The organism is Chitinophaga niabensis (assembly GCF_900129465.1).
Classification (GTDB): Bacteria; Bacteroidota; Bacteroidia; order Chitinophagales; family Chitinophagaceae; genus Chitinophaga; species Chitinophaga niabensis.
In genome coordinates this window covers 3739749-3760144 of record NZ_FSRA01000001.1, presented here as the reverse complement: position 1 = coordinate 3760144, position 20396 = coordinate 3739749, and the positions used below count along the sequence as shown (strand labels likewise).

Annotated in this window: 18 protein-coding genes; 11 read left to right on the top strand and 7 right to left on the bottom strand. The window is 45.9% G+C overall.

All coding sequences use genetic code 11. From position 1 onward, the window contains the following. Positions 1 to 86 precede the first annotated feature (86 nt). Both mdh and BUR42_RS14905 read right to left on the bottom strand, forming a co-directional pair. Entirely contained in the window at positions 87 to 1025 is a 939-nt protein-coding gene (gene mdh, locus BUR42_RS14910; RefSeq protein ID WP_074239987.1) for a malate dehydrogenase, read from the bottom strand. A 121-nt stretch (positions 1026 to 1146) separates the two neighbouring features. Then, entirely contained in the window at positions 1147 to 1650 is a 504-nt protein-coding gene (locus BUR42_RS14905) for a peroxiredoxin family protein (RefSeq protein WP_084185577.1), read from the bottom strand. A 157-nt stretch (positions 1651 to 1807) separates the two neighbouring features. Here BUR42_RS14905 and efp point away from each other — a divergent pair, with 157 nt between their 5' ends. The 3 genes from efp to accC all read left to right on the top strand — a co-directional run bounded on the left by efp (position 1808) and on the right by accC (position 4336). Next, positions 1808 to 2374 carry an elongation factor P gene (gene efp, locus BUR42_RS14900; protein ID WP_074239985.1) on the top strand — a complete coding sequence of 189 codons (567 nt, stop codon included), beginning with the start codon at positions 1808 to 1810 and terminating at the stop codon, positions 2372 to 2374. Positions 2375 to 2437: 63 nt separating this feature from the next. Beyond that, the gene (gene accB / locus BUR42_RS14895; protein ID WP_074239984.1) at positions 2438 to 2920 is read left to right on the top strand and encodes an acetyl-CoA carboxylase biotin carboxyl carrier protein; all 483 of its coding nucleotides are present in this window, start codon (positions 2438 to 2440) and stop codon (positions 2918 to 2920) included. A gap of 78 nt (positions 2921 to 2998) precedes the next feature. Then, the gene (gene accC, locus BUR42_RS14890) at positions 2999 to 4336 is read left to right on the top strand and encodes an acetyl-CoA carboxylase biotin carboxylase subunit (RefSeq protein ID WP_074239983.1); all 1338 of its coding nucleotides are present in this window, start codon (positions 2999 to 3001) and stop codon (positions 4334 to 4336) included. A 117-nt stretch (positions 4337 to 4453) separates the two neighbouring features. On the opposite strand, the gene BUR42_RS14885 is transcribed toward accC, so the two are convergent. Further along, positions 4454 to 5083 carry a hypothetical protein gene (locus BUR42_RS14885; RefSeq protein ID WP_074239982.1) on the bottom strand — a complete coding sequence of 210 codons (630 nt, stop codon included), beginning with the start codon at positions 5081 to 5083 and terminating at the stop codon, positions 4454 to 4456. A 139-nt stretch (positions 5084 to 5222) separates the two neighbouring features. Then, positions 5223 to 7418: a glutamine synthetase III family protein gene (locus BUR42_RS14880; protein ID WP_074239981.1), complete on the bottom strand. Its 2196-nt coding sequence runs from the start codon at positions 7416 to 7418 to the stop codon at positions 5223 to 5225. Between the two features lie 262 nt (positions 7419 to 7680). On the opposite strand from BUR42_RS14880, the gene purL reads away from it, so the two are divergent. Beyond that, positions 7681 to 9900: a phosphoribosylformylglycinamidine synthase subunit PurL gene (purL, locus tag BUR42_RS14875; protein WP_074239980.1), complete on the top strand. Its 2220-nt coding sequence runs from the start codon at positions 7681 to 7683 to the stop codon at positions 9898 to 9900. A 491-nt stretch (positions 9901 to 10391) separates the two neighbouring features. Here purL and BUR42_RS14870 read toward each other — a convergent pair whose 3' ends face one another. Beyond that, positions 10392 to 11630 carry an aminotransferase class I/II-fold pyridoxal phosphate-dependent enzyme gene (locus tag BUR42_RS14870; protein ID WP_074239979.1) on the bottom strand — a complete coding sequence of 413 codons (1239 nt, stop codon included), beginning with the start codon at positions 11628 to 11630 and terminating at the stop codon, positions 10392 to 10394. Positions 11631 to 11765: 135 nt separating this feature from the next. On the opposite strand from BUR42_RS14870, the gene pafA reads away from it, so the two are divergent. The 3 genes from pafA (at position 11766) to BUR42_RS14855 (ending at position 15059) form a co-directional block, all read left to right on the top strand. Then, positions 11766 to 13442: an alkaline phosphatase PafA gene (pafA, locus tag BUR42_RS14865; protein WP_074240611.1), complete on the top strand. Its 1677-nt coding sequence runs from the start codon at positions 11766 to 11768 to the stop codon at positions 13440 to 13442. A 121-nt stretch (positions 13443 to 13563) separates the two neighbouring features. After that, positions 13564 to 14337 carry an enoyl-CoA hydratase/isomerase family protein gene (locus BUR42_RS14860; RefSeq protein ID WP_074239978.1) on the top strand — a complete coding sequence of 258 codons (774 nt, stop codon included), beginning with the start codon at positions 13564 to 13566 and terminating at the stop codon, positions 14335 to 14337. 59 nt (positions 14338 to 14396) lie between these two features. After that, positions 14397 to 15059 carry a hypothetical protein gene (locus BUR42_RS14855; RefSeq protein ID WP_143197455.1) on the top strand — a complete coding sequence of 221 codons (663 nt, stop codon included), beginning with the start codon at positions 14397 to 14399 and terminating at the stop codon, positions 15057 to 15059. Positions 15060 to 15368: 309 nt separating this feature from the next. Here the strand turns inward: BUR42_RS14855 and BUR42_RS14850 are convergent, their stop codons facing one another. Continuing rightward, the gene (locus BUR42_RS14850) at positions 15369 to 15605 is read right to left on the bottom strand and encodes a hypothetical protein (RefSeq protein ID WP_143197454.1); all 237 of its coding nucleotides are present in this window, start codon (positions 15603 to 15605) and stop codon (positions 15369 to 15371) included. 316 nt (positions 15606 to 15921) lie between these two features. On the opposite strand from BUR42_RS14850, the gene BUR42_RS14845 reads away from it, so the two are divergent. The 4 genes from BUR42_RS14845 (at position 15922) to BUR42_RS14830 (ending at position 19411) form a co-directional block, all read left to right on the top strand. Further along, positions 15922 to 17352, top strand: a complete 1431-nt coding sequence (locus BUR42_RS14845; RefSeq protein WP_074239975.1) for a tetratricopeptide repeat protein — start codon at positions 15922 to 15924, stop codon at positions 17350 to 17352. Positions 17353 to 17521: 169 nt separating this feature from the next. Next, entirely contained in the window at positions 17522 to 18286 is a 765-nt protein-coding gene (locus tag BUR42_RS14840; protein ID WP_074239974.1) for a phosphosulfolactate synthase, read from the top strand. A gap of 54 nt (positions 18287 to 18340) precedes the next feature. After that, positions 18341 to 19075: a shikimate dehydrogenase family protein gene (locus tag BUR42_RS14835; RefSeq protein ID WP_074239973.1), complete on the top strand. Its 735-nt coding sequence runs from the start codon at positions 18341 to 18343 to the stop codon at positions 19073 to 19075. A gap of 18 nt (positions 19076 to 19093) precedes the next feature. Continuing rightward, positions 19094 to 19411 (top strand): hypothetical protein, encoded by a 318-nt coding sequence (locus tag BUR42_RS14830; RefSeq protein WP_143197453.1) that lies wholly within the window; start codon positions 19094 to 19096, stop codon positions 19409 to 19411. 126 nt (positions 19412 to 19537) lie between these two features. Here the strand turns inward: BUR42_RS14830 and BUR42_RS14820 are convergent, their stop codons facing one another. Continuing rightward, on the bottom strand, positions 19538 to 20341 hold the full coding sequence (locus tag BUR42_RS14820) for a class I SAM-dependent methyltransferase (protein WP_074239970.1): 804 nt from the start codon (positions 20339 to 20341) through the stop codon (positions 19538 to 19540). Between the last annotated feature and the right edge of the window lie 55 nt (positions 20342 to 20396).

Genomic DNA, 20396 nt, shown 5'->3' with positions numbered 1-20396 from the left:
CAAATATGTAGTAGGAGTTCTACAAAAAAGAGAGCATCCCATTAGTAAAGGGATGCTCTCTTTATAAAGTATCTGCTAAACCCTGGTTAAGCAGGTGTTTTCATATTGTCCAGTACGTCCATCACTTCTTTCACGTGTACGGCTGAAGTGGAAAGCAATGCTTTCTCTTCTGCATTCAGTTGTAGTTCGATGATCTTTTCGATACCATTCTTGCCCAGTACAACCGGAACGCCAAGGTAGATATCTTTCAGGCCATATTCACCGGTAAGCCATGCGCAAACAGGGAAGATGCGTTTTTCATCTTTCAGGATGGCCTCTACCATTTGTGCCGCAGCAGCGCCGGGAGCATACCAGGCAGAGGTGCCCAGGAGGTTCACGATCTCACCGCCACCAACTTTGGTACGTTGGATGATAGCTTCCAGTTTATCTGCTGCTACCAGTTCAGTTACCGGGATACCGGAAACGGTGGTGTAACGTGGCAGCGGAACCATGGTATCGCCGTGGCCGCCCATCAGGATAGCCTGGATGTCCTTCGGAGAACAGCCGATCTCGTCTGCCAGGAAGGCACGGTAACGGGCTGTATCCAGGATGCCTGCCATACCGAATACCTTGCTGCTGTCTTTCTTGGCAGTCAGGTAAGAGCAGTAGGTCATTACATCCAAAGGATTGGATACGATGATGATAATAGCGTTAGGAGAGTGTTTGGTAACATTCTCTGTCACAGATTTTACGATATTGGCATTGGTGGAGATCAAATCGTCCCGGCTCATACCCGGTTTGCGGGGGAGACCAGAGGTGATCACTACAACATCGCTGTTGGCGGTCTTGGTGTAATCGTTGGTAACACCGGTCACCTTTGTGCTGTAATAATCAATGGGCGCTTGCTGCCACGTGTCCAGTGCCTTACCTTCTGCAGTGCCTTCCTTGATGTCAAGCAAAACTACTTCCTGCAAGAAATCTCTGTGGGCCAGCACATTGGCACAGGTTGCACCTACATTACCAGCTCCTACAACAGTAACTTTCATCGTATCTGAGTATTTTAAAAAAGGTGAAGAATAAATTTGGAAAACAAAAGTAGGACATCGGAACGTGAATTTCAGCCAATTCCCCTAAAAATTCCCAATTCGATCAGGCTAAACGGGAAATTTACAAGTGCTTTAACAATGTGTCCAGTTTAACGGTACCTTCGTAGTCCGCTTCCAACCGGTGCTTCTTATTATAAATGTAAGTTCCGGGGAAGTTGTGGAGGTCGTAATAAGACAGGATCTGCCTTGTGGGCTCGGCCGCCATGATAATATTGGGGTAGTTTTTGATCTTATATTCGTCGTACCAGGCCTTCATTCGCTCCAATTTAAAAGGAGTGATCATTAATAGCTGGGTTTTTCCGAACTTGCCGATGTTTTTGAGGATCTCCTCTGTCATATGGGCGCAGTGATCGCACTCCACGCTGAAAACAAATACCAGTACAGGCTTGTTTTTGGGGAGGTCGTTCTTGGAAAAGGTACTACCGTCGTATAATGTCAGCGGCAGGGGAGAAATGATCGAATATTGCTTAAAAGGAGAAATATTGGTGGTTGTATTAGTGTTGGTTTGTGCTTTCAGTAGGGTTGGAAGGCATAAAAGCAGGAACATCCATCTTCTCATTTTCATATTTTTATATTGTTAAAGTGATAATCAATCTGCTATAACAGCACCAAAACTATACCGCTTTTGTGGAATTTCCGATAAGTTTTGTTTGTTCATATGCGAAAATTTTTACTTTTGCAATCCTAACGTAAATTTTTAACTTTAAAATCAGTGACCTTTTATGGCTACCACCGCAGATATCAGAACAGGATTAATCATTAAGCTGGATAACAGCTTATATTCTGTTGTAGAGTTTGGTCAGAACAAAACCGCCCGTGCAGCTGCAAAAGTGTGGGCTAAATTGAAAGGCGTTGATAACAACCGTTCAATTGAGCATACCTGGAACTCCGGAGATAACATCTTCCCGGTTCGTGTGGAAAAGAAAGCTTATCAGTATTTATACAAAGATGAGAGCGGTTACAACTTCATGGATAAAGAAACCTTTGAGCAGATAGTTGTGAATGAATCAATGATAGACGCACCCCAGTTCCTGAAAGACGGTGATGAGGTGTCTATCTCCATCAACACAGAAACTGAACTGCCAATGGGTGTAGAGTTGCCGGACAAGATTGTACTGAAAGTAACTTATTCCGAGCCCGGCATGAAAGGTGATACTGCAACCCGTACCTTGAAACCAGCTACCGTTGAAGGTGGCGCTACAGTAATGGTACCTTTATTTGTGAATGAGGGAGAATTGATCCGTGTGAACACCAAAACAGGTGACTATATCGAGAGAGTAAAAGAATAGCCATATACTTATCTATTTCTATCACAGAGAACCAGCAAATTACTAAAACCAAAAACTGTCTACATGGACTTTAAACAGATTCAGGAGCTGATTAAAATGATCAACAAGTCAAATATCAGCGAACTGAGCATTGAGCAGGACCAGTTTAAAATAACTATAAAACAGAAGGATAACGAAGTACAGCAGATTGTAACAGTACCGGCTATGCAAGCGGTTCAGCAGCCTGTAGCAGTAGCCCAGCAACCCGCTGCCACGGCTCCCGCAGCCAGCACTCCTGCTGCCACAGCTCCTCCTGCTGCCAGCAGTAACCTGATCACTATCAAATCACCTATGATCGGTACTTTCTACCGTAGTGCAGGACCTGATAAAGCGGCTTTCGTGAATGTAGGTGATGAAGTAACTACCGGTAAGGTGGTGTGCATCATCGAAGCCATGAAACTGTTCAATGAAATTGAAAGCGAAGTAAGTGGTAAGATCGTGAAAGTATTGGTAGACGACGCTTCTCCGGTAGAATACGACCAGCCTTTGTTCCTGGTAGAACCATAACTCTTTGATAGTGGTAGGAAGGTTGTAAGGTTGCTTGCAACCTTTTTCCTTTGAGTTTTTATAACCTATAAGAAAAACATGTTCAAAAAGATACTGATCGCCAACCGTGGCGAAATTGCCCTGCGGATCATCCGTACCTGTAAGGAAATGGGCATCAAAACGGTGGCAGTATATTCAACGGCGGATAAAGACAGCCTGCACGTTAGATTTGCAGACGAAGCCGTATGTATTGGAAAACCACAGAGCAGCGATTCTTACCTTAACATACCTCACCTGATGGCAGCTGCAGAGATCACCAATGCAGATGCTATCCATCCCGGTTATGGTTTCCTGGCAGAGAATGCCCGTTTTGCAGAGATCTGCGGAGAACACGGCATTAAGTTCATTGGCCCCACACCGGAGATGATCCGTAAAATGGGAGACAAGATAACCGCTAAGGAAACGATGATCAAAGCCGGCGTTCCGGTTATTCCCGGATCAGACGGGCTTTTGCAGAGCGTGGAAGAAGCAAAATCAATTGCCAAATCCATGGGCCTGCCGGTGATCATGAAAGCTACTGCCGGCGGTGGTGGTAAAGGGATGCGGGTTGTATGGGACGAAAATGAGATTGAGAATGCTTACAACATGGCTAAAGCAGAAGCAAAAGCTGCTTTCAGCAATGATGGCATTTACATGGAAAAGTTCGTGGAAGAACCCCGCCATATTGAGATCCAGATTGCCGGCGACCAATACGGCAAAGTGTGCCACCTCAGCGAGCGTGATTGCTCTATCCAACGCCGTCACCAGAAACTGGTAGAAGAATCTCCTTCTCCTTTCATGACGCCTGAACTGCGTGAGAAAATGGGTGAGGCTGCTATCAGGGCTGCCAGCGCCATCAATTACGAAAGTGTAGGTACGATTGAGTTCCTGGTAGATAAACACCGCAACTTCTACTTCATGGAAATGAACACGCGTATCCAGGTGGAGCACGGTGTTACGGAAGAGGTGATCAATTTCGACCTGATCAAAGAACAGATCAAAATTGCTGCCGGTATTCCAATTTCCGGTAAGAACTATACGCCGCAAATGCACGCGATCGAATGCCGTATCAATGCAGAAGATCCACATAACGATTTCCGCCCTTCTCCGGGCCGTATAACGGTGTTACACACACCGGGCGGTCATGGTGTGCGGGTGGATTCTCATATCTATGCAGGCTACGTAATTCCTCCTTACTATGATTCCATGGTATCTAAAGTGATAGCCGTTGCGCAAACGCGGGAAGAGGCGATCAATACAATGGAAAGGGCATTGAGTGAGTTCGTGATCGAAGGGGTTAAAACAACCATTCCGTTCCACCAGCAGTTGATGCAGGATGAGAACTTCAGGAAAGGAAATTTCACTACCAAGTTCACAGAAACGTTTAAGATAGTTTAAAAAGAAAAAGGCTCCGCATTAAAGCGGGGCCTTTTTTCTTGAACCTCAAAACCTTAAAAATATATACACTTGTGAAAATTGTTTCCCGGCTTTCTTCTTCTTTGGCCGCTGTGAAAATTATTTTTCAGCCTTCTTCCTCTTACCTTTCTCTCCTTTGGCCTCTTTCCTCAGTGCTTCATATTTCTCATACTGGGCATCGCCAAGAGATGTTTTTAGCTTAGCGGACCTTTCTGCCTTCAGGGCTTTCGCTTGTTCTTTCTTCTGTTCTTTGGTAAGGTCTGCTTTATTCTTCAGTTCCATTGCCTTAGCTGCATACTCCTTGTTGATGGATTTCAGGTCTGCGCCTTGTTTTTCAGTCAGCCCCAGTTCTTTGATCGCGGCATCGCTGTGATCGCGGCCAGCCCCTTTCTTACCTTCTTTTCCCTTCCGTTTTTCCATCAAACCAGCCATTTTCTCTTTATTGGCGGATTGACTCTTCTGCCATTGCTCAAACTGGCCGGCATCCAGTACAGATTTGATCTGCCCGGTGCGGTCTGCCTGCAGGCTTTCAATCTTGGCTTTTTTGTCTTCTTTGCTCAGTGCATCATTCTTACGGATGTCCTGTGTGCTGGCAAGGAAAGATTTATTAATGTCTTTTAATTTCTGACTTTGTTGCTCACTCAGCTTCAGATCATTCACCGGCTTGGTTTGTGCATAGCCCAGGCTCACCGAACCTGCGAGAAATGCTACTAATAGTAATTTCTTCATAATAATGACGATTTTAAGAATAGACCATGGGAACAGACCGAGGTTTAATCCCCTCCACCATTTTAACAAAACAGATAAAAAACAAAAACCCCCGGTAAATACCGGGGGCCATCATACACCAAAACAATCTTACGGTTTTTTATCGCAAGAAAAGCAGCTCTCTGTACTTGGGGAGTCCCCAGATCTTGTCATCTACCAAAAACTCCAGTTTGTCTGAGTGGTAGCGGATCACGTCAAAGTATTTCTCTTTGATCTTCTCACAGTAGTCAATTGCTTTCTGACGTTGGTCAGTCAGGTTGTTGGCTACTTTACGTGCTTCGATCATCGCTTGTACACTCTCACTGATGACATTTATGTGTTCAGATATTTTCGTTGCAATCTGAAGTTGTGCTTTGTAAGCATCTTCCTTCAGGCCAATTTCCTTCAGGCCCTTGATGTTGGCAAGGAGCGAGTTCAGGTAATTGATAGCCGCAGGCAGGATCTGGTTTGTAGCCAGGTCTCCGATCACGCGGGCTTCGATCTGCACTTTCTTCACGTAATCTTCCAGGAGGATCTCGTGACGGGCATGCAGTTCTCTTTCATTGTAAACGCCGGTTTCAACATACAGCTTGGTAGCTTTAGGAGTAACCATTGCATCCAATGCTTTCGGTGTGGTTTTAACGTTAGCTAAGCCACGTTTTTCAGCTTCTTTTTCCCAGTCATCGCTATAACCGTCGCCTTCGAAGAGGATCCTCTCAGAATCAACGATGTATTTGCGGAGGGTTTGCATGATAGCGATCTCTTTCTTTTCACCTTTTTCGATCAGGCCATCTACTTCTACCTTAAAGTTAGCGAGTGTTTTAGCCATGATAGTGTTCAACACGGTCATTGCAGAAGCGCAGTTAGCGGAAGAACCTACAGCGCGGAACTCGAACTTGTTACCAGTGAAGGCGAACGGAGAAGTACGGTTACGGTCTGTGTTATCGAGCAGCAGCTCAGGGATATGACGGTGAAGGTCTAATTTCAGGATAGCTTCGTCCTGCTCATCAAACTTGTTGTTCACGCGGCTCTTAACTTCCTGCAGAACTTCTGCCAGGTATTTACCGGTGAATACAGAGATGATAGCCGGAGGCGCTTCGTTAGCACCTAAACGGAAGTCGTTGCTTGGTGATGCGATGGCAGCACGTAACAGATCATCATAATCATGTACGGCTTTAATAGTGTTCACAAAGAAAGTGAGGAACATCAGGTTGGTCTTCGGTGTTTTACCGGGAGCCAGCAGGTTCACACCAGTATCTGTAGCAAGGCTCCAGTTGTTGTGTTTACCTGAACCGTTGATACCTGCAAATGGTTTCTCGTGCAGTAACACTCTCAGTTTGTGACGTTTGGCAACTTTGCTCATTACGTCCATCAGCAGGGAGTTGTGGTCAACTGCAATGTTCACTTCTTCAAAGATAGGAGCACACTCAAACTGAGCAGGTGCAACTTCATTGTGGCGGGTTCTTAAAGGAATACCCAGTTTGTAGGATTCCAGTTCGAAATCGCGCATGAAGCCATATACACGCTCAGGAATAGCACCGAAATAATGATCTTCCAGTTGCTGTCCTTTAGCAGGAGCATGGCCTACAACAGTGCGGCCAGTGAGCACCAGGTCGGGGCGGGCGTTAGCCAGACCTTCGTCGATCATGAAATATTCCTGTTCCCAGCCAAGGGTAGCAGTTACTTTAGTTACGTTCTTGTCAAAGTAGTTGCACACGTCAACAGCAGCTTTATCCAAAGCAGACAATGCTTTCAGCAAAGGCGCTTTGTAATCCAGTGATTCACCGGTATAAGCTACGAAGATAGTTGGGATGCAAAGGGTTTTACCAGCGCCCTGATCAATGATGAAAGCAGGGGAGGAAGGATCCCATGCAGTATAACCGCGTGCTTCGAATGTAGCACGGATACCGCCGTTAGGGAAGCTGGATGCATCCGGCTCTTGTTGAACCAGTGCGTCGCCGTCGAAAGTTTCAATGCTGGAACCATCTCCTTTAATAGTGAAGAAGGAGTCATGTTTTTCAGCAGTTGTACCTGTGAGAGGTTGGAACCAGTGGGTATAGTGGGTCACGCCCTTTTTCATTGCCCAGGCTTTGAGGCCGGAAGCAATCTGATCGGCCATCTTACGCTCGATCTTATTACCACCTTTAATTGAGTTCATCAGGCTCTTATAAGCCTCGTCACTCAGGTGTTCCCGCATTACTTTGCCGGTAAATACATTTGTGCCGAACACGTCTGTGATCTTACCATTCAGTTCGGGACTTACTTTGAAATCTACGCCGGTCAGATTCTCCAGCGCTTGAAAGCGTAACGATTGCATGATGTCAGAATTATTTTACCACAAAAGAACGGCAGAATCGTGGAAATTACAAGTTGTTTCTGCTGTATTGAACAAAAAATTGCATTTGTCCCTAAAAAAGCATATATTTTTAAAATTTAAACAAATATTTGAAGGTCGGGTATCCTAAAACTGATACATTAAAAATAATGTTATGTGTATATGGGTATATCAATACTCCTTCTTGTCAATTGCAGGAAAACTATGTAGTTTTGCATCTTCTTTTCTAAATCTACATCAATTCATGCAAACCACAGTAGAAACTGCCGAGCAGTTAGGACTCACCGCTGACGAATTTGAACGTATTAAATCCATCCTGGGCCGCACACCGAATTTTACAGAACTCAGCATGTACTCCGTAATGTGGAGTGAACACTGTAGCTATAAGAATTCTATTGTATGGCTGAAAAGCCTCCCCAGGGAAGGTGGCCGCCTGTTGGTAAAGGCTGGTGAAGAAAATGCCGGCCTGGTAGACATTGGAGATGGCTGGGCTTGCGTATTTAAAATAGAATCCCATAACCACCCCTCTGCACTGGAACCATTCCAGGGAGCTGCAACCGGGGTAGGTGGTATCCACCGTGATATATTTACCATGGGCGCCCGCCCGATCGCTGCGTTGAACTCGCTGCGTTTTGGTAACATCAATGATAAGAAAACACAACATTTACTGAAAGGTGTGGTAGACGGCATTGGCCATTATGGTAACTGCTTTGGCGTACCTACGGTAGGTGGTGAAGTATATTTTGAAGACTGCTACGGCACCAACCCCCTCGTGAATGCCATGAGCGTGGGTGTACTGAAAGTGGGTACCATGGTATCCGCCACTTCTCACGGAGCAGGTAACCCTGTATTTATTGTAGGTTCCGCTACCGGTAAAGATGGTATCGGCGGTGCTTCTTTTGCTTCCGCAGATATTACGGAAGAAAGTGCCAAAGACCTGCCCGCAGTACAGGTAGGAGACCCCTTCCAGGAAAAGAAACTGCTGGAAGCCTGCCTGGAAGTAGTGAAAACCAACGCATTGGTAGGTATGCAGGATATGGGTGCAGCCGGTATCACCTGCTCTACTGCAGAAATGAGTGCAAAAGGCGAACACGGTATGATCATCCACCTGGATAAAGTACCTACCCGCCAGGAAAATATGAAAGGATGGGAAATGCTGCTTTCTGAAAGCCAGGAGCGCATGCTCATTGTTGTGCATAAAGGCCGTGAAAAAGAAGTGCTGGACATCTTCGATAAATGGGACCTCCACTGCGTACAGATCGGTGAAGTAACAAAGGACCCTATGCTGCGTTTCTACATGAATGGGGTACTGGAAGCAGAAGTACCTGCGGAAAGTATGGTACTGGGTGGCGGCGCTCCCCAATATCACCGCGCTTATGTAGAGCCTAAGTATTTCGAAAAGATCAAAGCCTTTGATATCCAGAATATCCCGGATGTCACTAACGCAAAAGCAATTGCTGAAAAGATCAGCCAGTTACCTAACATCGCGTCCAAACGTTGGGTCTATACGCAATACGACAGCATGGTGGGTACTGCAAATGCCAGCACCAATGCTCCCAGCGATGCTTCTATCGTACTTGTAAAAGGTACGCCTAAAGCACTGGCGGTAACTACTGATTGCAACAGCCGCTATGTATATGCAGATCCGCACAAAGGTGGTCAGATCGCAGTGGCAGAAGCTGCCCGTAACATTGTTTGCAGTGGCGGCGAACCTGTAGCGATCACCAACTGCCTCAACTTTGGTAATCCTTACGATCCGGAAGTTTATTATCAGTTCGTATACGCACTGAAAGGAATGGGTGAAGCCTGCCGTAAGTTCAATACCCCCGTTACAGGTGGTAACGTGAGCTTCTACAACCAGTCTCCCGACGGCCCTGTTTACCCAACCCCCACTATTGGCATGCTGGGTGTGCTGGATTCCATGGAGCAAAGGATGACCCTGGATTTCAAACAAGCCGGCGACCTGGTTTACCTGGTAGGGCGCAGCTATAATGATATCAGCAGTTCTGAATACCTGCACAAGCTGATAGGTGTTGAACATAGCCCTGCCCCGCATTTCAACCTGGAAGAAGAATTTAAACTGCAACAGGCCATCACCAAACTGATCGGAGCCGGATTGATCCAATCTGCTCACGACGTAAGTGAAGGTGGCCTCTTTACCACATTGCTGGAAAGCGGTATGGCAAGAGGGCTCGGCTTCGATGTGGTGACCAATAAAAAATACCGGAAGGATGCTTACCTCTTCGGCGAATCACAAAGCCGTGTAGTAGTGAGTGTTAGCCCTGCGGATAAAGAAAAGTTTGAAGCTTTGCTGCATGGCCTGGTAGATGCTTCTGATCATTCCGTTCGTTATGAGAAGATCGGTACCGTGAAAGGAGAAGGGATTGTAGTAGATGGAGAAGATTGGGGCAAAGTAGCCGATTGGAAAGTGAAGTATGATGTGGCATTAGAAAATCACTTATAAAAAAGAGAAGCCGGTTCGTTAATGAACCGGCTTTTTTATGTCGGTTTGCGCGCAAAAACAAAGCTCGTTAACAAAATAAACGGGAAGTTTAACAGTGCGTTAACAAAATACCACGTTAGTGTTATTGATATACCGTAGAAGTACGTTATTTTTGGTTAAACGCTGGATAGCAGCTAGTTTTGTTCGAGAAAAGCGCATGGAGCCGTGCTTTACAAAATCCCCTTAAGACATTTAAAGTTCTAAAATTATCATAAAATATATTTATGGGTTACTTCATAGTTATCCATATTCTATGATGACCAAACTTTTTTTTATTACCATGTCCTCATGAACGATCGATTCTTATGATCATGTATTACACCTAGTGAAAGAACGATTTGTTTGCCAGGGCTGACTAACCATCAGCCCTATTTTTTTGCCCCTTTGTTAATGGTTTGAAATAAGAAAAGGGCATCCTTGCGAATGCCCTTAACATATCAAAAAATACTTACTTACACCATCGGAATTTCTGCTACTGCATACACCTTCTGGTCCAGCTTAGCCTTCGTTTCAGTGAATGCCTTCAGCGTCAGCTCAATATCTTCATCAGAGTGTGCCGCGGTTGGGATCAGGCGGTAAATGATCTGGCCTTTCGGGATCACCGGATACACTACAATAGAACAGAAGATGTTATAATTTTCACGCAGGTCCAGGCACATAGCTGTTGCCTCAGGAATATCCCCCTGCAGGTAGATAGGTGTTACGGGAGAATTGGTCTTTCCGATATTGAAACCTCTTTCACGCAGACCCTGTTGCAGTTTATTTACATTGCTCCACAGTTTATCTTTCAGTTCCGGTTGCTGGCGCATCATTTGAACGCGTTTCAGATGCCCGATCACGAGTGGTAAAGGAATGGATTTAGCAAAGATCTGTGAACGGCTGTTGTAGCGGATGTAATTGATGATAGCCTTATCACCGCTCATAAAGGCACCGATAGAAGCACCAGACTTGGCGAAAGTGTTGAACAGCAGATCTATCTGATCCTGTACATTCTGTTCTTCACCGGTACCTGCGCCGGTTTTACCCATCGTACCAAAACCATGGGCATCATCTACCATTAAACGGAACTCATACGTTGATTTCAAAGCAACGATCTCTTTCAGTTTGCCCTGATCGCCGGCCATGCCAAACACACCTTCCGTGATCACGAGGATGCCACCACCGGTGGTCTTGCACATTTCTACTGCACGTTTCAGTTGCTTTTCGCAATCTTCAATATCATTGTGTTTGAATACATAACGATGTCCCTGGTGTAAACGCAGACCATCCACAATAGAGGCGTGGCATTCTGCATCATACACAATCACATCACGGCGGTTACAGATGGCATCAATAGCGCTCATGATACCCTGGTAGCCATAGTTGAGCAGGGTAGTATCTTCTTTACCCATGTAATCGCTCAGTTCTTTCTCCAGTTGCTCATGATAATTCGTGTTCCCACTCATCATCCGCGCACCCATGGGGGCTGCCAATCCAAAATCAGCTGCAGCTTTTGCGTCAGTGGCACGAACTTCCGGGTGGTTAGCCAGCCCCAGGTAGTTGTTCAGGCTCCATACAATCTTTTCCTTGCCCCGGAATTTCATACGGGGTCCGATTTCGCCTTCCAGTTTGGGAAAAGCAAAATAACCGTGGGCTCTCTCAGAGTGTTCTCCGATGGGCCCCATGTGCTTCAGTTTCTCGAATATATCCATGACGATTATTAAAAAGTGTTTAAAATTTGCCTACAAAGGTATTAAAATTATATTTTTTGTAAACTTAGGTTACTTTTGTCAATCAATTTTTCCACGTCTGAACGGAGAGTAAATTAGCAACAATCAATGATTTATATGAGCCGTATTAAATTTTTAACTGTCGCATTACTATTGACGGCAACCGTAACATTTGGCCAAAAAGCCACATCGCCTACACACGGATTCCCGCCGAACTATGGTAAAAAGACAGCCAAAGAAGTGGCCCGCCCTAAATTAGTGGTGGGTATGGTAGTAGACCAGATGCGCTGGGACTTCCTGTACCGTTATTATGACCGTTATACCAATGATGGGTTTAAACGCCTGTTGAATGAGGGCTTCTCCTGCGAAAACACGCTTATCCCTTACACACCAACCATCACTGCTTGCGGCCATACCTGTGCCTATACCGGATCTGTACCTGCAATTCATGGTATTATCGGCAATAACTGGAACGACAGGACTTCCAACAAAAGCATGTACTGTACGGAAGATACGACAGTTAACGCAATCGGCGGCAGTAATGCAGCCGGAAGGATGAGCCCGAAGAATATGCTCACCAATACTATTACAGACGAACTCCGCCTGGCGCAGAACTTCCGTAATAAAACAATAGGCGTTGCCATCAAAGACCGCGGTGCTATATTACCCGCAGGCCACAGTGCCAACGCAGCTTATTGGTTTGATGGCGCCACCGGTAACTTTATGACCAGCTCCTACTACATGAACGCACTGCCTGCCTGGGTAGATGCATTCAATAATGAGAAGCTGCCTGCAAAGTACCTTTCACAACCCTGGAATACTTTGTACCCGGTAAATACCTACATCCAGAGTTCCGGAGACGAAAAGCCTTATGAAGGCCGTTTCAAGGGGCAGGACAATACTTCTTTCCCGCATGCGCTGGCAGGCCAGATGGGAAATAGCTTCGGCATTCTATCTTCCACGCCTTTTGGTAACACCTTCACACTGGAATTCGCCAAAAAAGCACTGGATAACGAAAAGCTGGGCCATGGCAATACTACGGACTTCCTGGCAGTGAGCCTTTCTTCAACTGACTACGTAGGTCACCAACATGGGCCAAACTCTGTGGAAACTGAAGATACTTACCTGCGCCTGGATAAAGACCTCGGAGAATTCTTCAAGTACCTGGACAAGAAAGTGGGTAAAGGCCAATGGTTGTTCTTTATCACGGCAGATCACGGTGTGGCACATGTACCCGGTTTCCTGGCAGAGAACAAGTTGCCTAATGGTCTGTGGGATGATGCTACCATGTTAAAAGCCCTGAACACTGCCATTGAAATAGAATTCGGATTCAAGAAAGCAGTAACTGCTTCTTACAACTACCAGTTCACACTGGATAACGAGGGACTGACCAAAGCAGGCAAACTGGAAGCCGTAAAAGCCTGGATCCTGGAAAATGCTATTAAGTATCCCGGTGTTTCCAACGCTTTCGACCTGCATAAACTGGGTACCACCGCTTTGCCTGAGCCATTGAAAACAATGGTGGTAAATGGTTATAACGTACAAAGAAGTGGCGACATCATGGTTACACTGCTCCCCGGCTGGCTGGATGGTGGCAAAACAGGTACCACCCATGGTCTCTGGAACCCTTACGATGCACATATTCCTTTAGTATTTATGGGATGGGGCATCCGTAACGGTAAAACCAACAGAACAACTGCGATGACTGATATTGCGCCAACCGTGGCAGCACTCCTGCGCATCCAGATGCCGAATGGTACAGTAGGAAAAGTGATAGAAGAAGTAACGCACTAAGCGTACAAAATAACAATAAAGAAAGCCTCTGCAGGAACGTAAATCCCGGCAGAGGCTTTTAATTTACAATATGTTATACATGTACTTTAATCGTTAAAAATAATTCCCTTACATTTGGATCATGCAGGGTATCACCTATCATATCAGCAACAGGATCGCCACTATTACACTCAATCGGCCGGATAAACGGAATGCATTGAATGCAGAAGTAGTGCGGGAGTTAAGGGCTGCTTTTGCACAGGCGGAAGCAGATGAAAATGTGAAAGTGGTGATACTTGCCGGCAATGGAAAAGCGTTCTGTGCAGGAGCAGATCTTGAATACCTGCAGCAGTTACAGCACAACAGCTTTGAGGAGAACTTAATTGATTCAAAGGAACTGATGCAATTGATGCAGGACATCTACTTACTGGAAAAGGTGGTGATTGCCCGGATAGAAGGAGATGCCATTGCAGGGGGATGTGGATTGGCTTCCATAGCTGATCTGAGTTATGCCGTACCGGCTGCGAAATTTGGATATACAGAAGTAAGGATAGGGTTTGTACCCGCTTTGGTGAGTGTGTTTTTAGTGAGGAAGATAGGAGAGGGCCGCGCCCGGGAATTGCTGTTAACTGGCAGGTTGATCAGTGCGGAAGAGGCAGTAAAGCACGGCCTGATCAATGGGGTGATGGCGGCCGGATCAATCCAGGAGGAGGTACAGGCCTTAGCAGAAAAGTTATGTGGGGAAACTTCGGCTAACTCATTGAAGATCACCAAACAACTGATCAGCGCTGCTTTGGATAAACCGCTGGCGGATGCCCTGGAAGCTGCGGCCCGCACAAATGCCGAAACCAGGCAGCACCCTGATTGCAAAAAGGGGATAGGGGCGTTTTTGAATAAGCTAAAACCAGACTGGTAGCGGATCTGCTACCTTTGGCATAGATTTTTCACTCATACCTATGAATTAATTGAACCATTATGCGAAAATTGTTACAAATAGGGGGATTGCTGGTAGGCTGCATCGCAGGCCTGGCAACGCCGCTGTTGGCACAACGTACCATATCGGACGCCAGGATCACCTATAAAGTGGAATTACCTCCCGAACAGCTCCAGATGGAGGCTATGTTTGCCGGTAGTTCCATGACACAGTACATACGGGGTAATCAGAGCCGGATAGACATGAACTTCAATGTGGTGAATTACATCTACCTGATCAATACACAGAGCGAAACGGTAGTGACGCTCATGGATAATCATGGTGATAAATACCTGATCCGTACAGACAGGAAAGGTTATGAACAGGACCTGAAGAAATACCAGGGCACCCAATTCACAGACCAGCAGGAAACCAAGGAGATAGCCGGTTACAGATGTCGTAGGGCCATTGGTAAAAATGAAGATGGTACTACCTTTGATGTATTCTACACCATAGATCTCCTGCCTGAGAACAAGTTCTACAACCGCCGGTTCATGAACCTGAAAGGTATTCCCCTGGAATTTGAGATCATCATTAAGGCCGGCTCTAAAATGAAAGCCATAGCTACAAAAGTAGACCTCAGTCCCGTACCCGCCTCTACTTTTGATGAGCCAAAGGGGTATAAGGAAATCACCCAGGATGAATTGAAGAAAATAAGGGGATAAAAGAGCTCCCTGAAAAATATAAGGCCATTCGCAAGAATGGCCTTAGTTGTATTAGGTGGTTTTAATTCGCTTAAGAATACTCTCTCTCTAAAAACATCCGCCCCCAAAAGAAAACAAGGTTTCCGCTAAATCCTCAAAAGAACAGCTTCAAAAAACATCCTCCCCCCAAAAGAAAAAAACTCCGCCCTCTGCTGCGCGGCAAGGTTTCCGCCACATCTCTGCAAAACACGCTCCATCCCAATCCCCACAAAAACAAAAAAGACCACTCTTCCGAGCAGCCTTCTTTGTAAAATCTCTTTTCAAATGTCCTTAATTCTTTCTGAAAGGCAGTTTAACCTGCACCTGCAGCTGATGATAATGCTGGGGCGCCAAATTCTGCGTTGGCGGAACCTGCACGATGTAAGGAACGATATAGGTAACATTACCACGCTTGTAAGTCACTACAGATCTTACATTCACAGTATTGTCAGAGCTCAGTTTAAAATCCGTCCTCAGGATACCACTTGCAGTGAATCCGGCGTCGAGGCTCAGATTTGTTTTGGGCATGGCGGTTAAAGTATATTTAGTCTCGGTCTTTTTTACAACCTTATCGTTGTTGTTATCGAAATTACCGCCTAAATCATTGGCTTGGACGTTAAGTGCAACCATGAATAAAGCACTCACCATGAGGCAAGACAATGAGAATCTGTTGATTATGTTATTTATCTTCTTCATTGTACCACAAATATACGAATTTTCTATCTATCATAACGGAATCTTAAAGCAAAGATACCCTTTATCTTAATAAAATGTTAAAAAATATACACAAACGGTAGACGGAGCAGGTTTGGTGGCAGCTTGAATTTCCACTATATTCGTATTAATGAATCACGATTTCCCATCATTTAACGAGTTTAACGAGGATTTTGAAGATTTAAGGGACTTGCTTCAGCAATTTGAAAATCTAAAGGAAGGGCGTTCTCACTCCTTTCTGGACGAGGATTCTTTCGAACAGATCATCGACTATTATGACGAGCATGACGAACTCAATAATGCCATGCAAGCCGTCGAGATCGCTATAGAGCAGTTCCCCTTTTCTTCCGCACTGCTCCTCAAGAAATCTGCTTTATTAATAGAAACCAAAAAATACCGGGAAGCCCTGCAGCTGCTGGAAAAAGCCGCTGTACTGGACAGTAACGATATTAACCTCTATATTCTCAAAACAGACGTATACCTGGCCATGAACCAGCACGAAAAGGCCGCCAAACTCCTCGAAGAACAGATCAAAGTGTTCGACGGGGAAGACCGCACAGACCTCCTGCTGGAACTCGCTGATGTATATGACGACTGGGAAGAGTTTGAGAAAGTGTTCGACTGCCTGAAGATGCTGCTGGAGTTCGATCCCACCAATGAAGAGGCCTTGCACAAGATCTGCTTCTGGACGGAGTTTACCGGTCGCAACGAAGAAAGTATCCGCCTGCATACTTCCATCATCAACGAACACCCCTACAACCAGCTCGCCTGGTTCAACCTGGGAACAGCCTACCAGGGCCTCAAGCTTTATGAAAAAGCCGTAGATGCTTACCAGTATGCCGTAGTGATAGATGAACGTTTCGATTACGCCTACCGAAACATGGGCGACGCGTATATTCATCTGCGTAAGTTCAACGAAGCCATTGAAGTACTGCAAAAACACCTGGAAGTAGCCAAACCGGAGGACGTGATCTACGAAGCCATCGGCCATTGCTATGAAAAGATGCGCAAGTTCACCCAGGCCCGTTATTACTACCGCAAAGCCTCCCACCTCAGCCCGAACGATGATAAGCTCTATCTTAAAATAGCCAAAGCTTACATGACGGAAGAGAACTGGGAAAATGCTATAAAGTCCCTCCAGACCGCTATCCGCCTGAATAAGCAGAACCTGGAATACAATATCACCCTGGGCCAGTGCCTGCTCCAGATCGGCAGCGACAAAGAAGCCCTGGTGTATTTCCTTAACGCCGTAAGGATCCGCCCCGGCAGTGCTGCCGCCTGGAAGGAACTGATCCGCGGCCTTTACCTCGTTGGCCATGTGGAAGAAGCCTATGCCCAGTTGGAGATCGCGGAAAGCAAAATCGGCCGCAAACCCGTATTCCTGTATTATAAAGCAGTGATACTCATATCTATGGGGAGGACCAAAGAAGGCCTTATTCAACTGGAAACCGCCCTGCAGCTGCATCCAAGGCAGTTTAAAAAGGTCACAGAACTGGATCCTTCCATCCTTCAGCATAACAGCGTAGTAGAGCTGATAGCCCGGTATCGCCGGAAACGGTAGCCTGCTTGTCTATTTTTTACCTCACATATTGTATTACTTCTTATTTTTGCCGCGGTTTTATAATTTGATCATCATTTTGAAAAACCACAAACCAATCCAATTACAAGGTAGGCAGAGCTAAGTATGAACGTTTGGTGAATGACCATTAAGAAGAATAAAATTGTGAAAAATGAATTTTAATCTCACGCAAATTCCTGAAAGAACCACACAGCCACGTACTTATGGGTTAACCATGGTGATGGACAAGGGCCTGAGTGTAGAAGAGGCAAAGCATTTTATTTCAGCAGCAGCACCACATGTAGATGTTGTAAAGTTAGGATTTGGTACCTCATTCGTAACGCCAAACCTGCGCGCAAAGATTGAACTATACCAGGCTGCCAACATTCCTGTATATTTTGGTGGTACTTTGTTTGAAGCATTCCTGATCCGCAACCAGTTTGATGATTATGTGAAAACCATCAAGGATTACGGCATCACATGGATGGAGGTATCCGATGGGTCCATCACTATCCCTCATGCGGAAAAGTGTGGTTATATTGAACAACTCACCAAACATGGCCTGGTACTCAGCGAAGTAGGTTCCAAAGATGCAGAGCATATCATTCCTCCTTATAAATGGATCGAACTGATGCGTGCGGAATTATCAGCCGGCGCCACTTACGTAATTGCAGAAGCCCGCGAAGGTGGGAATGTAGGTATTTACCGTGGTTCAGGAGAAGTGCGCGAAGGCCTCGTTCAGGAGATCCTCACACAGATCCCTGCAGAAAAGATCATTTGGGAAGCACCGCAGAAAGATCAGCAGCTCTATTTCCTGGAACTGGTAGGCTGCAATGCCAACTTGGGTAACCTGGCTCCTAATGAAGTGATTCCTTTGGAAGCCATGCGCGTTGGTCTCCGTGGAGACACATTCCATCTCTTCTTAGATAAAGAATAGCACAACAGGTACGGATTGTCTTTACAGGCAATCCGTATTCGTATATACATCATTATGCGTTTATTCGGCCTTATTGGTTTCCCGCTCTCTCATTCCTTTTCCAAAGGATTCTTTGCTGATAAGTTCTCACAGGAAGGTATTTCCGGCTGCAGTTACGAAAATTTTCCCATTCCCGATATAGATCAGTTTCCTGATCTCTGGAAGAACAACCCGCAACTGGAAGGGCTGAATGTAACCATCCCTTACAAACAAGCCGTGATCCCATTTTTGGATGATTTCAGCGAAGCCGCTAAAACCATTGGCGCTGTGAATTGCATTCGCAAACAGGGAAATAAATTAACGGGGCATAATACAGATGTGATCGGCTTCCAGCGTTCCCTGGAACCTTTATTGCAGCCACAGCATACCCAAGCGTTGATCTTAGGAGCCGGTGGAGCAGCCAAAGCAGTGAAATTCAGCCTGGAGCAGTTAGGGATAACTTATACAGAAGTGAGCAGGAAATATTTCACGGGCACTATCCTGTATGAATCCCTGAACGAAGCCATTATGAAGGAGCATACCCTGATCATCAACACTACACCCGTTGGCATGTATCCCAACGTAACGGAAGCACCTCCCATTCCTTACGAATTCATCACCCCGCAACATTTGTTATACGATCTGATCTACAATCCCGCAGAAACACAGTTCATGCAGAATGGCGCCGCAAAAGGAGCCACTGTAAAGAATGGCCACGAAATGCTCATCTTACAGGCAGAAGCCTCCTGGGAGATATGGAATGCTCGTTGACCCGGCAGTAGAATAGGAATGAAACGTTCGTTGCGTCGCACTCTTGTACGGAGAGTTCGCTACTGGGCGTTTAGGTTTTATCTGGCAAAAAACTTCGCCCTCTGCTACGCTGCAAGGTCTCTGCAAAAGAAATACCTGCCCCGGCAAAAGAACTTCACCCTGCAAAATGAAAAACCTCCGCTCTCTGCTGAGCGGCAAGGTTTCCGCAAAAGAAACACCTGCCCCGGCAAAAGAACTTCACCCTGCAAAATGAAAAACCTCCGCCCTCTGCTGCGTGGCAAGGTTCCTGCAAAAGAAACACCTGCCCCGGCAAAAGAACTTCACCCTGCAAAATGAAAAACCTCCGCTCTCTGCTGAGCGGCAAGGTTTCCGCAAAAGAAACACCTGCCCCGGCAAAAGAACTTCACCCTGCAAAATGAAAAACCTCCGCTCTCTGCTGCGTGGCAAGGTTCCTGCAAAAAATTAATTACTCTTGGGCTTAATCAGGTAATACATACAGGTAGTAAAGAAATTCCTCACAAAAGGAATCCCCTTCATCCAGCCAAACTGCTCCCTGGGCTTGAGATTAAACTTGTATTTATAGATAGGATTGATGAGGTAATATTTACGCCGCGTAATAGCAAACCCGGAAGCCTTAGCGATCTTCTCAAATCTTTCAATGGAAATACCGGTATCTACCAGTTCCATTAACTCCTTGATCGTATTCTCATGCTCCCCGAATGCTTTCAGCAAACCACGATACAACGGCCTCGGCAACAAGTGGATATAAGGCAAAAAACTCAGCACCTTACTATGGCAGATCTGCTGATGCCCCCCATGCGGCATATACCATGGCGGAAACCCAAAATACACCTGCCCACGCGGATTGAGCAATTGCTTCAGGTATTCGATCAGTTTATCCTGATCAGGAATATGTTCAATCGCGTCTTTGAGGATAATGAGGTCAAAAGCATGCTGAAACTCACCAAAGAAATCCACATCGTAAATATTCTTGGCAATCAGCTGCAACTGCCCGCTGGCCACGTAGTTCCCCAGGAAACCCTTCGCCAGTTCAATCCTTTCCGGGAAAAGATCAACACCCGTGCATTGAGCGCCCTGCTCCAGGAAGGGGGTGAGTACACCACCTTCTCCACAGCCGATCTCCATTACACGCAGTCCTTTCATCTCCGGAAACTCCTGCGCTATAAAAGGCAAAACGTAATTCCTGGAATTCTCTACCTGCTGCTGGTAGCGCAAAGTGGCATCCGAATGTTGTGGTAATGACATGCTTTCTAAAATTGCGTGAAAATAGAATATTTTTTCAAGTGTCGCGCATTGCTTT